This window comes from Streptomyces sp. Edi2 (assembly GCF_040253635.1).
In the GTDB taxonomy this organism is placed as follows: Bacteria; Actinomycetota; Actinomycetes; order Streptomycetales; family Streptomycetaceae; genus Streptomyces.
In genome coordinates, this window is the sequence record NZ_JBEJGX010000003.1 from 2999262 (window position 1) to 3018958 (window position 19697).

Consider the following 19697-nt stretch of genomic DNA (forward strand, 5'->3'; position numbering starts at 1 on the left):
CGCCCGACCCGCTACGACGCGGTGTCCGCCCGGTTGCCGTCTGTCAGCATTGACCGCTTTTGATCGCCGTGCGGCGGGCCTTCTTCCGCGGCCGGCGTTCGGGGCCGGGGCCGGGCGGGGCCAGGGCCAGGCGGGGCCAGGGCCGGGCGGGGCCAGGGCCGGGCGGGGCAGGGGCCAGGGCCGGGGCGGGGACGAGGCCGGGGCTTCCCTGCGGGAGGGAGTTGCCCGGGGCCCGGACGCAGCAAGGCCCCGGAGCGCCGTTGCGCTCCGGGGCCTTGTTGCCGGCCGACCGGCGGCCGCTCGCTCACCTGAGGTGCCCGAGCGGCGCCGATGGCCACTGCTCGCCGGCTCTCACCGGTTCCGGCCAGGTATCACCGGACGCCGGGGGTCACCGAGCCGGGTGTCACTGAGCCGGGTGTCACTGAGCCGGGTGTCACTGAGCCGGGGTGCCGGTCTTCTTCTTGCGGAGGAAGAACACCGCGGCGCCGCCGACCACGACGAGGACGACCGCGACGCCCGCGATCATCGGGGTGGCGTTGCTGGAACCGGTCTCGGCGAGGTCGCCGCCCTTGTCGCCGCCCGTGCTGCCGCCGACCGAGGCCGGGCTGGGCTTGCTGGAGGGCTTGCCGCCGCCGCTGCCGGCGGTCTTGCAGTCCAGGACGCCGGAGAAGGACTTCTTGAAGCCGCCCTCACCCTTGATGGTGATGTTGTACGGCTGGTCCTCGGACACCGGGACGGTCACGGTCTGCGACTTGCCCGGGGCGATCTCGTAGTTCTTGCCGGAGAGCTGGAAGCGGAAGGCCTCATCGCCCTTGTTGGCCGCCGTGACGTCCACGCCGCCCTTGGCGCAGTTCTTCTCGGCGGTGATCGCCGGGATGGCGCCCTGCTTCTTCCAGGAGACCGTGGCGGCCGCGGAGACCGTGGACTCGCTGGAACCGGCCAGGATCTGGGTCTGGCTCTTGGCGTGCTCACCGATGCCGGTGAAGGCACGGCCGACCGGGACCTTGGTGGCGGCCTGCGCGGTCAGCGAGGTGCTGCCGTCGGCGGCGCCCTTGGGCACGTCGAAGAACAGCTGGGTGCCGTCGGCGGCGCTGGTGACCGGCTTGCCGTCCTTGCCGACGACCTTCACACCGGCCGGCACACCGGCGGCGGGGGAGATCGTGACGCTGTCGGCGTTGGTGTGCACGGTGACCGGGCCGAGCTTGCTGCCGGACTTGCCGGACACCGCCGGCGGGTCCAGGGTCAGCGACGCCTTGGGCTCACCGACGTTCTGTGCGTTCTTCTCGAGGTAGTCGGCAAGCTTCTCGGCCGCCGGGTCGACCGCGTCCACCTTGACGTGGTCGGAGAAGCGCCAGATCGCGACCTGGGTGCCGGCCGCGGCGGTCTTCTCGGTGAGGTTCCCGGCGCCGGCCTTGGAGGCGAGCGTGGCCAGGTCGTTCACCTGCGGGTACGAGTTCTGCAGAATCCAGCGGATCTTGCCCGCGTCCCCGTTGTTGTGCAGCGACGAGGCGCTCCAGGGCACTTCCTGGTACTTCGCCTGCTGCTGCGTCGGGTTGTGGATGTCGATGCAGTACGTCTGGAGCGTGCCGCCGTTGTCGACCGCCATCTCGAAGAGGCCCGCGCCTACGCGCTGGTCCCCTCCGTCGTTGTGCACGACCGCCTGGTCGAAGGTCTTCAGACCGCCGAGCGTGGCGGTGGCACCCCCGTGCGTGGGGGTCGTGTCATCCGCCGCGGCAGTGCCCGCGGTGGCTATCGCACCCGCCGCGACCAGGCCCGAGGCCACGACCGCGGCGGCAAGGCGAGCTGCGCCCCGCCTCTTCATCGAAAGCATGAATTTCCCCTCTGGGCGAGGCGGTCGAGTGGGAGAGGATGCCTCGCCGGAAAGATCCCAAAGAACTCAACAGCCGAACACGTCAGCCCCCGTGAGTACTTGTCGGATCTTATGGAGCAGGCGCATCAGGGTCCCCAGTAATGGCATCCCATAAGCGATCCGAATCGCAATCGTTACCGACAACGGGCACCCTGACCCACCATTATCGACAAATCCCCGGAACTTTTCAGGACACAGCGACCTTCTCGGGCGAACAGGCTGCAGCCGAGGCTGACGGAACGGACGCTTCCGGGAGCTCGGGCGGTGGCGAAATCACGTCGGTCGGCGGCCTCTTGGCGGGTGGCCGTGACTTGGTAGGCGGCTGTGGCTTGGCGGGTGACTGTGGCTTGGCGGGCGCCGGTCTCGTGGCGAGCGCAGGTCTCCTGGCGGACACCGGTCTCTTGGCGGGTCCCTCTGCGGGTGCAGGTCTCTTGGCAGGTCCCCTTGCGGGTGCAGGCCTCTTGGCGAGTGCCGGTTTCTCGGCGGGTTCCGTCGCCGGTGCCGGTTTCCTGGCGAGCGTCCGTGCGTCGGCCTGGGCCTGGACAGCCGCCGGTGTCGCCGCTGGTGTCGATGTGTCTCCGTCCGCCGCTGTCAGCGCCTCTCCAGCCGCCGGTGCGTCCCTGGCCGCCGGCACCTCTACGGCCACCGGCCCTTCCCCGGCCGCCGGCAGTTCCCCCTCTGTCGGTTCTGTTGCCTCTGTTGATTCTGTTGGTTCTGCCGGTGACCCGGCGGCGCTCGGCGGTGTCCGGCCGGCCGGCAACATCTCTTCCCCGGGCTCTTGTTGTCCGGGAGCGCCTTGCCGCGACGAGGGCGAGGAGTGCGGCGCCGATGACGGGGGCGGCCCGTGGTCGGCGTCCGTACGCGGCGGCCGGACGACTCTCCGGAAGGCGGCGGTGCCGCGCGCGAGATCGTGGCCGATCGCCACGGCGTCGACCTCCGCCGAGAACCAGCGCTGCCCGCCCCGCTCAGGCGGCTGCTCCCCTTCCCGCAGCCGCAAGCGCCCCTGGACGACGAGTGGTTCCCCCACCGCCACCGACGCCGCGACATTGTCGGCGAGCGCGCGCCACGACCGGACCGTGTAGAAGCTCGTCCCCCCGTCGGTCCAGCGCTCCTGCGCCCTGTCCCACCGGCGGGATGTCGCCGCCAGCCGGAACCTGGCCACCGTCACACCCGCCGTCGTCTGCCGGTGCTCCACCGCCGTTGCGGCATTCCCCACCAGCGTCACCATCGTCTCGTTCACGGAACACGCCTCCCCCGCGTCATGCGCTCGCTTCCGTCATGTGCCGCTCGCGCTGCGTTGACCTCATGCTGCACGGATTCGGCGGGCGCCGCGGCGGCCTGTGGACGGTCAACCGACTGTGGACAACTCGGCCACCCGGGAGAGGGAATCCGCCGTCCCTGCCCACAGTCCCGCGCCCACCGTCACGTGCCAACCGCCCCGCAACAGCCACCAAGCACCGCCGCCAGGCCAAAGCCGTCAGGCACCCCCGCCAGGCCGGAGCCGCCACCCACCCCCGCCAGGCAATAGCCATCAGGCACAGCCGCCGGACTCAGTCGCCACCGAGCCCGAGGCAACGCAACACCCTTCACGCGCCCGGCATCAGGCGCCGCCACCATGCAGCACCACTCAGACACCCGCCCGTCCCGCGCCACCATCCCGACCCCACCCGCCACGCCCCCGCCCTCAGGCGCCCGACGCCACCGCGTACTGCTCCCGTACCTCGCGATAGCGCAACAGTTCGGCCGCGACCGGTTCCAGGACCCGCGCCCGTCCGCACCCGGCCGCCGCACTCCGCAGCCGACGCTCGGCGTCCTGCCCGTAGCGCCTGGCCGGGCCGCGTGCCACCACCCGGCACAGCCACGCCAGCGCCGGTCCGCCCACCGAGCCGACAAGCGCGGGCAGCAGCCCGGATACCCATGCCGTCGCCCCACCCGCCCCCGTGACCGCGCCCAGCAACCACAGCACACCGACGACTTGGAGTACGGACAGCAGTCCCTGCAGCGAGGCGGCAACCTTCCACCATCGCGGCTTCACCCCCGGCCCACCCCGCAGCGACTCCTCGGCATCCGCCGCCACCTTGTCCAACGCCTCCGGCAGCCCGTACGCCCCCCGGTCCGCTGCCTCCCGCACCGCCTGGGCCCAGGGCGCCGGCAATCCCTGCGCCGCCTCAGCAGCCACCGTGCGGACGGCCTGCTCCACCACGGGCCGCGCCGCCGCCCGGCCGTCGACCGCCGACTCCCCTCCCCCACCGGCCGCACCGCCCGCCGCACCACCGGCCATCGGCAGCTCACCTGACGCCCCCTGCCGCCCCGCCAGACCCCACCGCACGCCGTGACGCCACGGAGCGGCCCGACGAGCGGCCGAACGAGCTGCCGGACGAGCACCCGCCCGACCGACACCGGCCCGCCCTGCATCCGTGCGCCCCGCCTCCGCCCGCCCGGCGCCCATCGCCACCGCGCCCGTCGGCCCCGCCCCCGTCGGCCCTCCCCCGAAAGCCCCTGCGCCCGTTGTCCCCACCCCGGAGCCCCGGATCCCCCACCGGCTCCCCCGCCACCCCCGCACCCGCGCCCACGGCGACCCGCACGCGCGCTCCGCGTACCGCAGCCAGTCCCGTTCCGCCGCGCGGCCCGTGGCCACCGCCCCGACCGCCTCCGCCAGCCGGTCGTCGAACTCCGCCCTGGCCTGCTCGGTCAGCCCGACCCGGCTCTGTGCCGCATATACGGACCGCAACCGCTCGGCGGCCGCATCCACGTCCGCCGCCAGCCGCCGGTCCGCCGCTCCCCGCTCGGCAACGAACTGGCCCAGCGCCTCCCGCAGTTCCCCCACGCCCCTGCCGGTCGCGGCGGACAGCGCGAGTACCGCCGCCCCGGGCTCCCCGTGTTCGCCGAGGGCCAGCCCGTCCTCGTCCAGCAGCCTGCGCAGATCGTCGACCACCTGGTCGGCGGCGTCCCCGGGCAGCCGGTCCACCTGGTTGAGGACGACGAACATGACCTCGGCGTAGCCCGCCAACGGGCGCAGATAGCGCTCGTGCAGCACCGCATCCGCGTACTTCTCCGGGTCCACCACCCAGATCACCGCGTCCACCAGCTCCAGCATCCGGTCCACCTGAGCGCGGTGCTCGGTGGCCGAGGAGTCGTGGTCGGGCAGGTCGACCAGGATGAGTCCGTGCAGCTCTGAGCTACCGTCCGCCGGGGCGTGCCGCCGGTGCGCGGGCACGCCCAGCCGGTGCAGCAGCCCCTCCGCGCCCGACCGGCTGCCCGGCCAGACACAGGCCACCGGCTCCGCGGTCGTCGGCCGCCGCGGCCCGACCTGGGAACGGTTCGCCCCGGCCAGCGCATTGAACAGCGACGACTTACCGCTGCCGGTCGCCCCCGCGATGGCGACGACGGTGTGCTCACCGGACAGCCGGTAGCGCTCGTCCGCCGTCTCCAGCACCCGCCCCGCACCCTCCAGCGCCCGCCCGTCCAGCCGGGACCGGGACAGCGCGATCAACTCCCGCAAGGCATCCAGCCGCCCGCGCAGCCCACCCCCGAGGGCGCGCCGCCCGCCGCCCGCCACCCACCGGTACGCGCCCCCGTCCCCGCTCTCCACACCCGCCGGCGAACGCGGCTGCACCATCGCCTCACCACGGGCGTCACCACAGATGTCACCACGGCGGTCACCACGGGCCCCGGCACAGGCGTCGGCGCGGGCCCCGGCACGATATGCGGTCCATGCCCCAGCATGTGACGCGCCATACGCCCGCACGTCGGACGGCACATGGCTCCGACCCGACGCACCCGACGACGCCACACCTGCCGCCACAGGCATCTCCACCCGCTCCTCATTCCCCACCTGCCGCACCAGTGGCCTGGGCACCCCCACATCCCGCGCCCGCCGCGCAATCAACCCGTCATCCCACGCCCCACCCACCACAGCCGCCCTCACCACCAGCTCGTCCCCCACGCAGGTCTCCCGCTCCCGCTCCCGCTCCCGCTCCCGCTCCCGCACAGCCTCCACCGGCCCCACAGCATTAGCGGACTCCACCCCCACCTCGCACGCCTCTGACGCCTCTGACGCCTCTGACGCCTCTGACGCCTCTGACGCCTCCGACACCACCGACCGCGCCTGCTGCCCCGAAACCTCTGAAGCCCCCGAGACCCCCGGGGCCCCCAGATCCATCGACGTCACCCACTCCCCCGAAGCCACACCCTCCCCCTGCCTCTCCTGCATCTCCTGGGCCTCCTTGTTCCCCCGGATCTCCCCCTCCCCCGCCTCCCGCCTCTTCCCCGAGCTCTCCCCGGAACCGACCGCCGCCTCGGAATCACTCACCCCGACACCTCCTCCTTCTCCATCTCCATCGCCCGCTCCATCTCCCTCGCGTCCTCGTCCCGCGCCCGCGGCCGCTTCCGCCTCTCCGACTCCTCCTCCCGTTCCCTCTGCACCACGGACAGCGCGGCGATCAGCTCCGCCTGCTGGTCCAGCGGCACGGTCAGCTGGTCCAGCGGTGCCAGCCGCCGCTCGCGCTCACCGTCCAGGGCGCGCTCCACGTACGTGGACAGGAGCCGGGCACCGCGGTCGCAGAGCCGCAGCGCGGTCTGGGCCCCCAAGAGGTCGGCAAGGTTCTCGCCCGCCGTACGGGCCCGTCGGCCCCCGAGCAAGGCGGTGGCCAACAGCGCCGCCGATTCCTCCGGCTCCACCGACCCCGCCCGTTCACCGGCCTGCCCGGCACGCGCCTCACGGGTCTCCTCCTCGGCCAGCTCCTCCAGACAGCGCCGCCAGCGCCGGACGATCACGCCGAGCCGTCCGCCCGCGCCGGTCGCGTCCGCGGCGGCCGACATCGGGACCTCGGTGGCCGCGGGATCCTGCCGCCAGGCACGCGCGGCCCGCTCATCGGCCTCCTCCACGGCACAGGTCAGCAGCGAGGTCAGCCCGTCGGTCAACGCGTCGAGCAGTTCGTCCGACCGGCCGTCGAGCCCATGGTCACGCCAGTGGGCCCGGGCGTCCCCGGACAGCACCTCACCAACCGCGACCTCCTGCCGTACCCGCTCCGCGGCCCGCTCGTACGCCTCCTCGACCCGGCCGGCCAGCCGCAGCGCCGCGGCGTGCTGAGCGGCGGCGGCCCCGGCCAGCGCGGGCAGCCGGCTGCGCAGCGACGCGATCACCCCGGCGGCCGTACGGTCCGCTGCGGCGGTGCGGGCCACGGGGTCCTGGGCATGCCGCTCCAGCCAGCCCCGCAGCGCCGCCACGGCCGTGGCGGGCAGCAGCCCGCTCCCGCCGCCGGCCGACTCGGGCAGCTCGGGAATGGTGAACCGCGGGACATGGCCGAGACCGGCGCGCTGGAGAAGTTCCGCGTACCGGCCGGAAATGTCCGTGGCGATCTGATGCGGCACCCGGTCGAGCACCGTCACCAACGTGACGTCGTACTCCTTGGCCGTACGCAGCAGATGCCAGGGCACCGCATCCGCGTACCGGGCGGCCGTGGTGACCAGCACCCACACATCCGCCGCGCAGATCAGCTCCGCGGCCAGCTCCCGGTTGCGGGCGACCAGCGAATCGATGTCCGGGGCGTCCAGCAACGCCAGCCCGCTGGGCAGCGCCCGATCCGTCTCGATCCGCACCGTGAACAGCCCCGCCTCACCCCCACCCCCCGCCGCACCCGCACCCGGTGCCCCACCAAGCCCCACGCCCGGACCGGCGCCCCTGCCACTCCCCACACCTTCAAACGCCCCGCCGCCGTATCCCCCGCCCCCGTACGCCCCGTCGCCTCCGCCCCCATAGCCGCCCCCGGCGGCACCCTCACCGGCGGCACCCCCGACCGCGCCACCGCCGGCCCCCCGCCCCTCGCCCGCGTAGCCATAGCCCCCGGCCAATCCGGCCCCTCCGACGACTCCGCCCCCACCGTGTACCCCGTAGCCACCCCGGCCCAGAGCGTCTCCACCCCGGCCCAGGACGTCTCCACCCCGGCCCAGGCCGTCACCACCCGCCGCGTACTCGTCCTCACCACCGTCGTCCTGCTCAGGAACCCACACCCGGGCGAGCTGCGGCAGCACACGCGGCCCTGCAAACCAATGGAGATCATCGGGATGACAGACCAACACCGGCGTACGCGTCGTCGGCCGCAGCACCCCCGCCTCCGAGACCCGCCGCCCCACCAGCGAATTCACCAGCGTGGACTTGCCCGCCCCGGTCGATCCGCCGATCACCGCGAGCAGCGGTGCCTGAGGAGAACGCAGGCGGGGAATCACATAGTCATCGAGCTGGGCCAGCAGCTCGGCCCGGTTGCGCCGGGCCCGGGCCGCACCCCGAAGTGGCAGGGGAAAGCGTGCGGCGTCGACGCGATTGCGCAGAACGGACAGTGCGTCGATCAGCCGGGGTCGTACGTCCAAGGTCGCCACATGTGCAGAATGCCCAATTTCGTTGGGTTTTTGAAGCGTATAACCCCTTGTGCGCGCCGCAAGAACCCACACAGAACGGGATGAGTGACCCATGGGACGCTCGCGACAAGCGAGACGCAGGCATAACGAGTGCACAACACCCGCCGCACGGGACGCCAAAAGCGATGCAGGATTCGTACCTGCCTGCGATTATCGGGACCGCTTCACCGAACCTCCACAACGTGCCACGCAGGTGAAGCAACCGGGACGAGGCACCCGGACCTCTATCCTTGTCCGCGGTCCGTGATCCACGCCCACACCCGGCCCCCGTAGCTCAGTGGATAGAGCAGGTGCCTTCTAAGCACTTGGCCGCAGGTTCGAGTCCTGCCGGGGGCGCCATCGCCCGTACTGCACCCAGCCCTCCCTCGTGGAGGGCTTTTTTGCAGCTCAGAGGCGGTTTAACGGACGCGGCGTGGCAGCTTCGGCAGGGCCGGAACGACACCCGGCGACGAGGCTGCCAGTCCGGCTGACGCCGGTTTTGAACGGCTCTCGGCGGCTGGTTTTCCCGAAAACTTCCCGAAGTTTTCCGACGGACCCTTCACGGCCACGGGCACGGCAGGCAGCCGCTGGGGCTCTTCGATCCGCCCCTGGAGTTCGGTCAGCTGTCCGGTGATGCAGCGTGTGTAGGTGGCCAGGAGGACGGGGACGCTGTTGCCCGCCCAGGCGGCGACCTGGGCCGGCGGGATGCCGTTGTTGAGCCACGTCGTCAGGCAGGTGTGGCGCAGGTCGTACACGCGCTTGCCGACGGGCGAGCTGTACTCGTGCTCGTCGAGGACGGCCTTTCGGGCCTTGCGCCAGACCCGGCGGAAGACCGATCCGGCGAGCAGCCCTCCCTTCTCCCCGGGGAAGAGCAGATCGCCGGGCTTGAGGCCGTCCTCCTCGGTCAGATCGCGCAGGATCGCGACGAGGGCGGGATGTACGGGCACAGGCCGGGTGTCACCCACGGCTCGCCCTTTGAGGTCACGGGTCTCATGGACTTCTCGGTCGTCGGTCCAGTTACGGCCGGCCTCGGGTTCAGCGGTGTGGACCAGGAACTCTCCCCACCCGGAAGCCGGCAGCGTGGCGGCATCGACCCGCAGGGCGACGGCTTCCTCCGGACGCAGGCCTGCGTAATAGAGGGTGGCGAAGAACGCGCGGAGGCGGTAGCCGGTGTGGGGACGGTCACCGATCCAGGCCAGGAGACTGGCGACTTGGCCGGGATGGAGCAGAGACCGCTTGTCCACGGCCCCGGCTGCCTTGGGCGCGGCGTTCTCGTCTTTTCCCTTGGGTAGCGGGTTGGTCCTGAGGATCTTCTGCCGGATGGCGTGCTTCAGGACCACGTTCGTGATGCGCCGGTCGCGGTTTACGGAGCTGGCCGCAGTCCGCGACCCCTCCAACCGGGTGCCGATCGCCAGCAACACGTTGTCGACGTGCCTGGTGTCCTCCCAAGCGCGCATGGGCAGGGAGTTGCCCCGGATCCAGGACAGGATCGTGCGTGTCTCGGGAGGGGCCTCGTCGCGTCGGTTCTTGTTGAACGCGTACTCGCGCAGGGCCCTGCGGACCTCGACGGGGTCGAAGTGCGTCGGTTGGGCGTGCAGCAGGGCGAGGGTGATCTTCGTCAGGGCCTTGGCTGTGCTCTTGCGGTTATTCGCCGAGATGCGGGGCCACTTCATGTCGACGTACTGGAGGGCGAATTCGTACCAGGTGACCTCGGCTGCGGGCGAGGCGTGGGAGACCGGGCGTCCGGTCTCCAGGTCGAAGGGTTCGCCGTTGTTCGCCGCAACGAGCAGCGTCGCGCGAAAGGACTCCGCAAGGGCGCTGGTCTTGAAAGTCTCGCCGCGGCGCTTGCCGTTCACGGACCAGCGGACGGTGTGGGTGGTGCCGCGCTTTCCCTTGTAGACCTCCGTGTCGTAGAAGCGGACCTTGAAGGACCGGTCCGTCACGCGCGACCCTCACAGTCCGTCAGCCAGTTCTCGATGTCGCTGCGCCGGATACGCAGGGCACCGTTCGGGATCCGTATGCAGTGCGGAGCCCGGCCTTTCTGCCGCCACTCGTAGAAGGTCGAGCGCGAGATGCGCAGTTCGCTGCAGAACTCGTCGACGGTCAGCTTGTCGCTCGGCCGGCGGGGGGCGTGGGTCAAGCCGATGCCTCCATCGCGACGCGGCCGGCGGAGAGGCCGGGGCCGACGGGCATGACGAGGGCAGGGGGTATCGCGGATCGGTGCATGGGTTCCTCACTCGGCGTCTGGCGCAGGGAATGCGACACGGCACGCCGTTGCAGGGGGAGACGATTCGCCCGGGTGACTGCTTCACCTGGTCGTAGGGGGACCCAGCACGCGCGCTCGTCCGAACTCCTTTCCGCTTGAGCACACGGGACCGGTCCTCCACGTCCGCACCAGCTGCGCCACCACGTGCAGCGGGGTGCGGACCTGTTTAATCGTCAGGAGAAACCCGGATTTCGGAATTCCGGGATCCACTGCTACAGGCGACTCCTGGCACCGACCGTCGACGTTGATGCCGTGCAGTCGGCGAAGACTCGCTGAAGGCTCGTCGAGCCCTCGCGAGTATTCGACGAGGGCTCGACGAGCCCTCGCGCAATCCGCTTTGCGGCAGTTCGACGGTTTGGAGGGGTGGCGTGCCAGCAACACGCCCTTGGGCTCGTCGCTCTCCGCCGAGGTTTGTGGCCCTCATCACCCCTCAACGGAAAGATGCAGGTCAGACGCCATTCGACGAGCCCTCGTGAATTTTTGACGAGGGCTCGTCGAGGGCTCGTCGTCCGGATCTAGGATCTTGGATCCTGGATCTTTCCTTTCGGGGCGCGGTGCGCCCGCGCCTCCACCCCCCGACTGGAGGCCGATCGAGGTCACGCGCCGGGGGTAGTCGCTTCACCGACGAACTCGCCCCTACCGGTCTCCGATCGATCGCTCTGGCCGTGGCCAATCCGGAATCTTGGGTTACGGTGTTGGCCGCGAGCCCCGCCGACCGGCCACCACACCCTCGCCGCTACGCCGCCCTGCCTCCTGGGATACCGATTCCCCGTCCACGACTCGAACACCCCGCCTGCCGCCCCGTGTCGGCTCGTCAGCGCATTTCCGTGCACGGTTGGCGCCGAGCCCCAGCAGGGCCATCAACGGCCCCCAGATCGCCGCTGAGCACCTCTGGCCTCGCTGGTCACCACCTGAGCACGCACCCGGCGGTCTGCCCCAGGCCGCAAGGAGCTGGGTGTAGCGCTCCGCGGCGGACCAGAGCAGCGAGCGTTTAGCGGACCGTCCGCTGCCGCTGCGGACCATCACCCTCCAGCCGTCTGGTCCGGACCGCGGACCAGACGACACACCCGGAGACCCCGGACTGCGGACTGCGGACTGCGGACTGCGGACTGCGGACTGCGGACTGCGGACCAGCGTCGCGGACCGAATCGGACCGAGGCATCTGCGGACGGACCGGTCCCCCGGACTGCCCGTCGCCGGTCCGCGGACCGGCGGACCAACTCCGCGGACCACCACGCAGCCCAGCCCGGTCCACAAGCCAGCCCGGTCCGCAGACCATTCCGGTCTGCGGACCGACAAAGAAACAGGTCAGCCCACTGGTCCGCCGACAGCGGACCGGTTCCTCTCCCGACCTCTGCGGACGGCGGTCCGGACCGAAGGCTCGGTCCGCTCCGGTGATCGGCGGACCGTCCGCGATGCGCCGACATTCCTGCCGCGGACCACGGACGACGGACCACGCAGTCGATCTGCCGGACCGCGGACCGGACAGCCGAGGCCGGGCTTGCGGGCCTCGGGCTATCGCAGCGTCATCCAGCTACTGGCGTCAGTAGCCCACACCACCCCCAGCACACCGAGTCCTGTCACACCCACACACCACGGAAAGAACGCTCATGCATGACCACTTCCACGCGGCCATCCCCCACCACGAGGCAGACGGGGCCACTTCAGCCGCAGGCGGAGCAAGGTATGGCGTTGGACCGTCCAAGGGCCGGACCAACGCAGAAGCCTCCGCCCCAGGGGTGGCGGAGGCAGAGCCCCGGAGCGAGGGCGCACCGACGACAGGGGTTGTGCGTGCCGCCGACGAGGCCGCGCTGCACCGTGTCGCTCGCCGCCGCGTCCGCCAGGGCGTACAGCGCAAAGAGCGCGTCGACGTCCGCTACAGCGTCGCCGAGAAGCAGGAGATCCTGACCGAGGCCCGTGGGCTCGGTCTGGCCGGCGCTCACTTCGTCGGCGCAATCGTCATGGCCCACCTGGACGGCGCCCTCGCCCTGCCCGAGCAGCGCACGGCGACGGACGACCTGATCGACGAGCTCGCCGCCCTGCGCGAGCAGGTCGCCAGGATCGGCAGGAACGCCAATCAGATCGCCCACCGCCTCAACGCCGGCGGCGAGGCACACCCCGTGGACGCCGCCGTACTCGCCGAGGCCCGACGGCTAGTGGCCCTCGTGAAGGAGGCGCTCTCGGCTGTGGACACAGCAGCCGATGTGGCCGCCACACAGCGCTGGGCGGCCTGATTGATCGCGAACATCGTCAAGCCCGGCAACAAGACTCGCGGCGTCCTGAACTACCTCTACGGGCCCGGCCGCGCCAACGAGCACACCGACCCCCACCTCGTCGCGTCCTTCGACGGCTTCGCGCCCGACCCTGGCCGCGACCCCGACGCCACCCTCGCCCAGCTCGCCACTGTCCTCGACTTGCGCGTCAAGCAGGCCGACGACAAGGCACCGAAGAACCACGTCTGGCACTGCTCGATCCGCGCCGCACCCGAGGATCGCACCTTGACCGACGACGAGTGGGCCACCATCGCCCGTCGCGTGCTGAATGCCACCGGCATCGCCCCCGCTGGCGACCCGGACGCCTGCCGCTGGATCGCCGTCCGCCACGCCGACGACCACATCCACATCGTCGCCACCAAAGTCCGAGGCGACCTCCGCCCACCCCGAAACTGGAACGACTACCTGCACGCCGACAAGGAACTCGCCGCCATCGAGAAGGCATACGGCCTGCGCCAGCTCCCGCGCGGCGACCGCACCGCCGCCAAGCGGCCCACCCGGGCCGAACAGGAGAAGGCGCGCCGCACGGGAAACGCCCGGACCGCCCGCGAGCGCCTCCGAACCATCGTCCGCACCGCCCTCTCGGCTGCCACCAGCACCGAGGAGTTCTTCAACATCGTCGAAGGCTCTGGGGCTCTCGTGGACATCCAGTACTTCCCCTCCGGCGACATCCGCGGATACAAGGTCGCCCTCGCCGGCGACACCAACAAGGACGGCCGGCCCGTCTGGTTCTCCGGCTCCACCCTCGCGCCCGACCTCTCCTATCCCAAGATCATCGAACGCCTGGTGTCCACGGAGGCAACGGTGGCGGGCCAGCCCCATGTCCCCGCATGGCGACGGCTGGCTCTCGCCGTCGACCAGACACCTAGCTTCCTCGCCCACAGCGAGGACGATGCCGGGCAGGCCCACATCGCGGTTCTCGCCGAAGCCCTCGACGCATTGCCCCTGATCGCTCCCGGCGGCCTTCGGCCCCAATTGGTCCAGGCAGCAGCCGCCTTCGAGCGCGCCGGCCGGTCCCGCATCCGCGCCCGCCACCAGCAGACCCAGGCCACGCGGCGGGCTGTGAAGGCAATACTTCGTATGCCTCCGCCCGAAGACGGGGCTCTTCTCGCGATCGTCCTCGACGCCCTCCTGTTGGCGGTCGTCGCCGCACAGCACTGGCACCGCACCCGCGACCACAGCCAGCAGGCCGAAGCCGCCCGGCAAACGGCCGAGCACCTCCGCGCGGCCTACCAGGCCGCAGCCGCCGAGCCACTGGCTGTGATCCACCATCGGGGCCAGCGCCTCGCCCAGCCACTTCTGGAGCAGCAGGCCGCCTTCGTACGCCGGGCACTCCCTGACCTGGCCGAGCAGATCCTCGCCGAACCCGGCTGGCTCGCTCTCGCCACCACCCTCAATGACACATCGGTTGAAGGCCACGATCCCACCGCGCTCCTCGCCGAGGCTGCCCGTCGTCGGGAACTGGACACCGCCACCAGCGTCAGCGAAGTCCTCACCTGGCGGCTGGCCCGCCTCCACGATCCAGCAGTTGAGGTCCCCGTCAACACCAACTCGACACGCAGTGCTCCGCCTGGCTCCGCTACAACCGTACAAAGGGGCTCAGGGGCCCGGAGTAGGAGCCGATGAAGCGGACACTGACCCGAGCGGCGCCGTCCGGACGTTCGCTGAGTGAACCGGGCGATCGGTGCTCCGGGCTCGGACTATCCAATCGGGGAGTCCGACCAGGGGCTTCGCCATCTGGCCTGTTCCCCGAGGGAACAGCGTGTCTGTTCCCTCGGGGAACAGGCACGCCGCTCCGTCAGGGAACAGGCCGGATCGCGTTCAGTTTCTGAACGGCGGGCGTGTTCAGTCTCTGAACGGCCACTCCGTTCAGTGACTGAACAGGTCGCCGCGATCGGCCTACCCCCTTGAGACCCTGTGTTGCCACCAGGGCCAACATGTTGAAGCGTTGGCCCCGAGGGCATGCGTACTCGCAGGTCAAGCCGTAGTCTCGTCGAGGGTGAGGGTCCCGTCAGCGATGGCCCCCCGCAGAACGTGGGCGATCTCCTCGGGCTTGAGGTCGATGCCGTCGATTCCTTCGACGGTCAGCGGGACCTCCTCCAGGGCGTACTCGCCCCGGCCCTCGGCGCTGAACTCGGGGCCGGTGCGGTCTTCGAAGGACCACGTCGCGATGCGGGCGAGATAGAAGAGCTGGCGCTCGTCCGCGGCCTCCAGGGTGTGCAGGAGGCGGACGATGTCGGCCTTGCCCGCGATCTCCTCGTGGATCTCCCGGTGGAGGGCGGCCTCCCGGGACTCATCATGGGCTTCGACGCCGCCGCCGGGCAGCACCCAGTACACGGGGACGCCGGGCTTGGAGCGGCGGATGACCAGCATGGTCTCGTCCGCGGTGACGAGGACGGCTCGGACTCGTTCGTTCATTGGGCTTTGTCTCCTTGCTTGTTGACGGTCTCAGTGCAGCAGCCAGCCGCCGTCGACGTGGACGGATTGTCCCGTGATGAACGACGCGGTGGGTCCCACGAGGAACGCCACCAGGGCCGCCACGTCTTCGGGCCGTCCACGGCGGGGAACACACTGGCGGTTGATCTGGTCCTTCGGGTCGGCCCGGTGGCGGGCGGGGATGACGGTCTCGGCCTCGACTTGGATGGCGCCGGGCAGGACGGTGTTGACGCAGACGCCGTACGGGCCCATTTCGCGGGCGAGGGAACGGGTGAGGCCCAGGAGGCCGGCCTTTGCAGTGCTGTAGGCGACGAGGTTGGTCCGTCCCGCCCGGGCGTTGACGCTGCCGATGTTCACGATGCGGCCCCAGCGGCGTTCGACCATGCCGGGGGTCACCGCGTGGCAGGCGCGGTAGTGGGCGGTGAGGTTCACATCGAGGGAGTAGTTCCACGCGTCCTCGTCGGTGTCCCGCCACGGGACTCGGGGGTAGGCCCCGGCGTTGTTCACGAGGATGTCGATCGGCCCCGCCTCCGCACGGACCCGGTCGGTCATCGCATGGACGGCGTCGGGGTCGGTCAGGTCGGCGTTGATCGCGACCCCAAGGCTTCCGCCGCGGTCGAAGGCGGCGAGGAGGGCTTGCGCTTCCCGCTCCTGGCCGAGGTGGTTGATGGCCACCACGGCTCCGGCAGCGGCGAGTGCGCGGCCGATCTCGGCGCCGATTCCGGTCGCTCCGCCCGTGACGAGAGCGATCCGGCCTTGCAGCGGCCGGGCCTGGAGCGGTACTTCAAGCAGGGACAGGGGCATTGCGGCTCCGTTCGCTGGGGTCGGAAGGAGGGACCGGTGCAGTGGTGAAGAAGGCGTCGAGGCTGGTTGCGGCATCCTGGCTCTCGGCGAGCTTGATCAGGACGAGCAGCAGGTCGTGTCCGGTCAGCCGACCGGCCGGGATGACTCCGAGGATGCGAAGGGCGAGGAAGGCACGGAGTTCATCCATGCCGATGCCGCCTTGGACGCAGAGCCCGTGCAGCGCTCTCTTGATGGCGGCGTGGCGGCCGGGGCCGGTGTTCCAGGAGTACTGGATGTCGATATGCCGGGCGGCGGCGTGCAGTTCCAGACGGTCGATGCGAGGGCTGGTCCGGGCCGGCAGCGCCAGGCGCAGGGTGCGGGCGTAGACGTCGGGCTGGTAGCGGGGGACGAGCCAGCCGCCCATGGCCATGAGGTACCAGAGGAGGTTGGCGGCCTCTCCCACGGCGGTATTGCGGCCGGCGCATTCGAAGTCGAGCCAGCACAGCGGATCGGCGATGTTGGGCTCGGTGGGGTCGCCCTGCGTCAACCCGGCCAACCAGCGCCGATCGGGGACGAGGGCGTGGCGGGCGCTGTCGACGACGGCGGCGACGTTCAGCGTGAGCGGTCGGCCGTTGGCGGTGACGGTGTAGTCGGCCAACTCCTGGACTGTGAGGGTCACATCGGTGTGGGGCAGGGTGAAAGGCACGTCTCGCAGCAGGTACCAGCGGTCGAGTCGTCCGCCGGGGCGGATTCGGTCGAGGTAGAGGGCGGGCACGCACTCGGCGAGTGGGACCACCTTCCCGGTTTCGGCGGCCGCGGACCGCAGGTCGTGGCATACGCCGTCAACGAGGCGGGCCAGGCGCGGCAGCAAGGCCGGATCGCGGTCGGCCAGGGCGATCACGTCGCCGAGCAGCAGGTCGCATCGCCCGCTGGCGAAGACGTCCTCGTACGCCAGCAGGTGCCGGTCCGGCAGCGGCAGACGCCCCCGCAGGGCCGGGACCTGGAGACGCGAGACGAGCTTCGTCCAGCCCTTGGCTTCGGCTTCGGCCGCCTCACGGGTGGTGGCCTCCTTGTAGAAGGTGGCCGTGCTCGACACCCTTGGCCGGTCGCTCATGCTCACGTCATGTCCCCGGGAAGAGTGGCCAGCCAGCTCCGCAGGACGACCATGGCCAACTCGTCGGCGGCAGCCCGTTCGGTGCGGGCCGCTGCGACCATGCCCGTGTCCTGGTGCCCGGCTTCGACGAGTACCCGCAGGGCGTCGTTGTCAGAGGGGCACTCGATCCCGCGGAAACGCAGTTGGATCTTCGCCAGGAGCGCGGTGACCTTGTACAGGTCGCGGAGGTCGGGCGAACCCTTCAGGAGCTGACGACGGATCTCTATGGCGGCCTGGATTCCGTCGCGCAGGCTCACGTCGATGTCGGTATCCGTGTCCGGAGCAGGCAGGGCAAGTCCGGCAGCGCACCACAGGGGGGCGAGGCCACCGCTCCCGATGAGCGCCAGGACGTGCACGAGCCTGGAGGTGACGGCTCCTGCCCGGCACTCCGCGCGGGTGAGCACGGTCAGCCCGAGCTTGACGCCTCCGAGTTCGGCTTCCAGGTCGGCCAGCACACGCCGCATCCCTTCCAGGGAGTCGACGCCGGCGACAACGAACACGTCGAGGTCGCTCCAGTCGTGCTGGTACTTGCCACGGGCGCCGCTGCCGGTGACGGCCAGCAGGTCGATCAACGGGCTCGGCCCAGTCAGGCGGTCGAGAAGTTCGGAAAGATAGGACTCCAGGTGTACCGGCAGACCCAGCGCGTTGACCGGCATGGTGCTCGGCCGATGCTCGGGCCACTTGTGGGCCAGCGCCATGCGGTCCAGCCTTCGCTCCAGCTCCAGGCGCGGTCCGTCGTTGCCGATGACCTCCTGGGCGATGGAGGCGATCTTGTCTGCGCCCCGAGCGCTCTTGACCACGTCACGGTCGGCAACGTCCCGTGCGCCTGCGGTGCCACGCTGTGCGCGGACGGCTGCGGAGACGTCCAGGTAGGCAATGGTGAGCTGGGATCCGAGCATCCTGGCGAGCTCAGCCGTCGAGTCGAAGTCGTGCAGGGACTCGACGCTGACGGAGTCTAGGAAGTGGTGTGCCTCGCAGTATCGGTCCAGGGCATCCACGATTAGCTCGGCCTGCACGACCGGGTCCAGCCGGTACGGGTCAGCGATGCCCGCCCGGGTGGCCGCGTCCTGGATCAGGTAGCCAATCTTGAGACGGGCGTACCCGTGGTGCGTGCGTAAGTACTCGCCGGCCGTGCTCTTGCCGCTCTCCGACATGCCACCGAGCGCGGTGACGTGCACGCCTGCCATCGCCCGGCCGGGGATGGCAGGGTGCAGAGGTGCCAGGAGCCGACGGACCTCGTCCTGGACAGTGACGGTCGGCCGGTCGCCGATGCGCATCGTCATGGCGAACCGGCCCTCCGCAGTGAGCCGGTTGATCTGCTCCTGGAGGACACGCTGATAGGCCGCGTAGATGTCGGTGACGCTGGCCTCGTGGGACAGGCTCCGGCGGGTGCCTTCGTCGGCGTCCTCGCAGTGCAGGAGCAGGAGGGCGCATTCGCCGGCTTCCGCGGTCCGGAGACCGGCCTCGTATGGGGCCAGTAGGCAGCGGGCACGATCAGCGGCCTGCGAAGCGGCCAGGTTCTCCCGGACGGCGACAGTGGCCGCGACGGATGCCTCCAGCATCGGGATGCCCCGGTCGAGGAGCCGCACCGGCGCCGAGAACGGACGGCGGGAGCGCTCCAGGTAGGAGGTGGCGAGGACGTCGCAGACCTCCTGTACCGGTCCGGTCTCGAACCACCAGCGGCTCATGCCGTCGGCCTTGATGGCGGCCCAGCGCCGGTCGTAGTGGTCGAGGGGCCCCGCCGAGGTGGCGCTGGCGCTCATGCGGCGGGCGAGGATTCCGATCTGCTTGGTCTTCCCAGTGTTGTCGGGACCGCTGAACGCGACCGACACGGGGAGGCGCTGCGTATCGCTGGTGAGCTGGCTGATCATTGGCTTCCCTTCACAGGTTGTGCAGAGCACGCGTGCCGGCGAGGTGCTGTCGTATCTGAACTCGGGGAACGGGCGGCCCCGTCGGAGGAAGTCAGAGCCAGAATGGTCTGTCCAGCGGCGTCGTCCGGACCGGTGTCATCGACGCGGAGCGAAGGGTGCGCCAGGGAGCCCTGCACAGCCGGGGACTCGCCCTGGGCGAGCACGCCGACCATGGCGAGCCCGGCTGCCGTACCGAGCGCCCACACCCAGGTCAGGGCAGTTCCGAGCGGGTCGGACGACACGGTCCGACTCACTCGGACTCCTCCTTGCGTGCCGCCTCGCGCAGAGCGATGGACCGCTCCAGTTGGATGTTCAGCAACTGGACTCGTCCCGGGTCCAGTTCGAGCTTCGTGGTTGTCTTCGTTCCATCGAGGAAGCAGACGTCTACCAAGAGGGCCGCGTGCCCGGTCCGCCGGTCGTAGCGGGGGTCCTTGTCTAGGAGAGCCAGACCCTGGACGATCGGGGTCGTCGGCCGGGAGGGGCGCTCGGACACCTCGGGGGCCGTGGCGCTCTGCGCCGAATCATCCACCGTCGAGGGTGTGGTCCTGCGGGTGCGGGAGTCCTGATCGGTCGTCGTCACCAGTGGTTCCTTTCACTCGTCCGGGCAGGC

13 protein-coding genes and 1 tRNA gene are annotated in these 19697 nt (G+C 70.8%); 3 read left to right on the plus strand and 11 right to left on the minus strand.

What is annotated here, in order from left to right:
- Window positions 1-433: 433 nt before the first annotated feature.
- The 4 genes from ABR737_RS16660 to ABR737_RS16675 form a co-directional block, all read right to left on the minus strand.
- Window positions 434-1831, minus strand: coding sequence for a Cys-Gln thioester bond-forming surface protein (locus ABR737_RS16660; RefSeq protein ID WP_350250953.1), 1398 nt, complete (start codon window positions 1829-1831; stop codon window positions 434-436).
- Between the two features lie 226 nt (window positions 1832-2057).
- Window positions 2058-3098 (minus strand): single-stranded DNA-binding protein, encoded by a 1041-nt coding sequence (locus tag ABR737_RS16665; RefSeq protein ID WP_350256808.1) that lies wholly within the window; start codon window positions 3096-3098, stop codon window positions 2058-2060.
- A gap of 456 nt (window positions 3099-3554) precedes the next feature.
- On the minus strand, window positions 3555-5489 hold the full coding sequence (locus ABR737_RS16670; RefSeq protein WP_350250954.1) for a GTPase: 1935 nt from the start codon (window positions 5487-5489) through the stop codon (window positions 3555-3557).
- Between the two features lie 689 nt (window positions 5490-6178).
- Window positions 6179-8248 carry a GTPase domain-containing protein gene (locus ABR737_RS16675; protein WP_350250955.1) on the minus strand — a complete coding sequence of 690 codons (2070 nt, stop codon included), beginning with the start codon at window positions 8246-8248 and terminating at the stop codon, window positions 6179-6181.
- Window positions 8249-8550: 302 nt separating this feature from the next.
- Between ABR737_RS16675 and ABR737_RS16680 the strand changes: the two genes are divergently transcribed.
- A tRNA-Arg gene (locus ABR737_RS16680) sits at window positions 8551-8626 on the plus strand.
- Between the two features lie 59 nt (window positions 8627-8685).
- Here ABR737_RS16680 and ABR737_RS16685 read toward each other — a convergent pair.
- Window positions 8686-10209, minus strand: coding sequence for a tyrosine-type recombinase/integrase (locus ABR737_RS16685; protein ID WP_350250956.1), 1524 nt, complete (start codon window positions 10207-10209; stop codon window positions 8686-8688).
- Window positions 10206-10406: a helix-turn-helix transcriptional regulator gene (locus ABR737_RS16690; protein WP_350250957.1), complete on the minus strand. Its 201-nt coding sequence runs from the start codon at window positions 10404-10406 to the stop codon at window positions 10206-10208. Before ABR737_RS16690 ends, ABR737_RS16685 begins: the two co-directional genes overlap by 4 nt.
- Before the next feature lie 1913 nt (window positions 10407-12319).
- On the opposite strand from ABR737_RS16690, the gene mobC reads away from it, so the two are divergent.
- Both mobC and ABR737_RS16700 read left to right on the plus strand, forming a co-directional pair.
- Complete coding sequence (gene mobC / locus ABR737_RS16695) at window positions 12320-12766, plus strand: plasmid mobilization relaxosome protein MobC (RefSeq protein WP_350250958.1); 447 nt, start codon at window positions 12320-12322, stop codon at window positions 12764-12766.
- A complete protein-coding gene (locus ABR737_RS16700; RefSeq protein ID WP_350250959.1) occupies window positions 12767-14431 on the plus strand; it encodes a relaxase/mobilization nuclease domain-containing protein in 1665 nt (554 codons plus the stop codon).
- 351 nt (window positions 14432-14782) lie between these two features.
- Here the strand turns inward: ABR737_RS16700 and ABR737_RS16705 are convergent, their stop codons facing one another.
- From ABR737_RS16705 to ABR737_RS16725, 5 genes are all read right to left on the minus strand, one after another.
- A complete protein-coding gene (locus ABR737_RS16705) occupies window positions 14783-15223 on the minus strand; it encodes an NUDIX hydrolase (RefSeq protein ID WP_350250960.1) in 441 nt (146 codons plus the stop codon).
- A gap of 30 nt (window positions 15224-15253) precedes the next feature.
- Window positions 15254-16045: an SDR family NAD(P)-dependent oxidoreductase gene (locus tag ABR737_RS16710; RefSeq protein ID WP_350250961.1), complete on the minus strand. Its 792-nt coding sequence runs from the start codon at window positions 16043-16045 to the stop codon at window positions 15254-15256.
- The gene (locus tag ABR737_RS16715; RefSeq protein ID WP_350250962.1) at window positions 16026-17138 is read right to left on the minus strand and encodes a hypothetical protein; all 1113 of its coding nucleotides are present in this window, start codon (window positions 17136-17138) and stop codon (window positions 16026-16028) included. Before ABR737_RS16715 ends, ABR737_RS16710 begins: the two co-directional genes overlap by 20 nt.
- A 2-nt stretch (window positions 17139-17140) precedes the next feature.
- Window positions 17141-19048 carry a nucleotidyltransferase domain-containing protein gene (locus tag ABR737_RS16720; protein ID WP_350250963.1) on the minus strand — a complete coding sequence of 636 codons (1908 nt, stop codon included), beginning with the start codon at window positions 19046-19048 and terminating at the stop codon, window positions 17141-17143.
- A gap of 289 nt (window positions 19049-19337) precedes the next feature.
- The gene (locus tag ABR737_RS16725; RefSeq protein ID WP_350250964.1) at window positions 19338-19667 is read right to left on the minus strand and encodes a hypothetical protein; all 330 of its coding nucleotides are present in this window, start codon (window positions 19665-19667) and stop codon (window positions 19338-19340) included.
- Window positions 19668-19697 lie beyond the last annotated feature (30 nt).

What these genes read in the sequence shown, in the direction of transcription:
- ABR737_RS16660 (WP_350250953.1), bottom strand. Translation starts at nt 1,831, where the DNA reads ATGCTTTCGATGAAGAGGCGGGGCGCAGCTCGCCTTGCCGCCGCGGTC.
- ABR737_RS16665 (WP_350256808.1), bottom strand. Translation starts at nt 3,098, where the DNA reads ATGGTGACGCTGGTGGGGAATGCCGCAACGGCGGTGGAGCACCGGCAG.
- ABR737_RS16670 (WP_350250954.1), bottom strand. Translation starts at nt 5,489, where the DNA reads ATGGTGCAGCCGCGTTCGCCGGCGGGTGTGGAGAGCGGGGACGGGGGC.
- ABR737_RS16705 (WP_350250960.1), bottom strand. Translation starts at nt 15,223, where the DNA reads ATGAACGAACGAGTCCGAGCCGTCCTCGTCACCGCGGACGAGACCATG.
- ABR737_RS16710 (WP_350250961.1), bottom strand. Translation starts at nt 16,045, where the DNA reads ATGCCCCTGTCCCTGCTTGAAGTACCGCTCCAGGCCCGGCCGCTGCAA.
- ABR737_RS16715 (WP_350250962.1), bottom strand. Translation starts at nt 17,138, where the DNA reads ATGAGCGACCGGCCAAGGGTGTCGAGCACGGCCACCTTCTACAAGGAG.
- ABR737_RS16720 (WP_350250963.1), bottom strand. Translation starts at nt 19,048, where the DNA reads ATGATCAGCCAGCTCACCAGCGATACGCAGCGCCTCCCCGTGTCGGTC.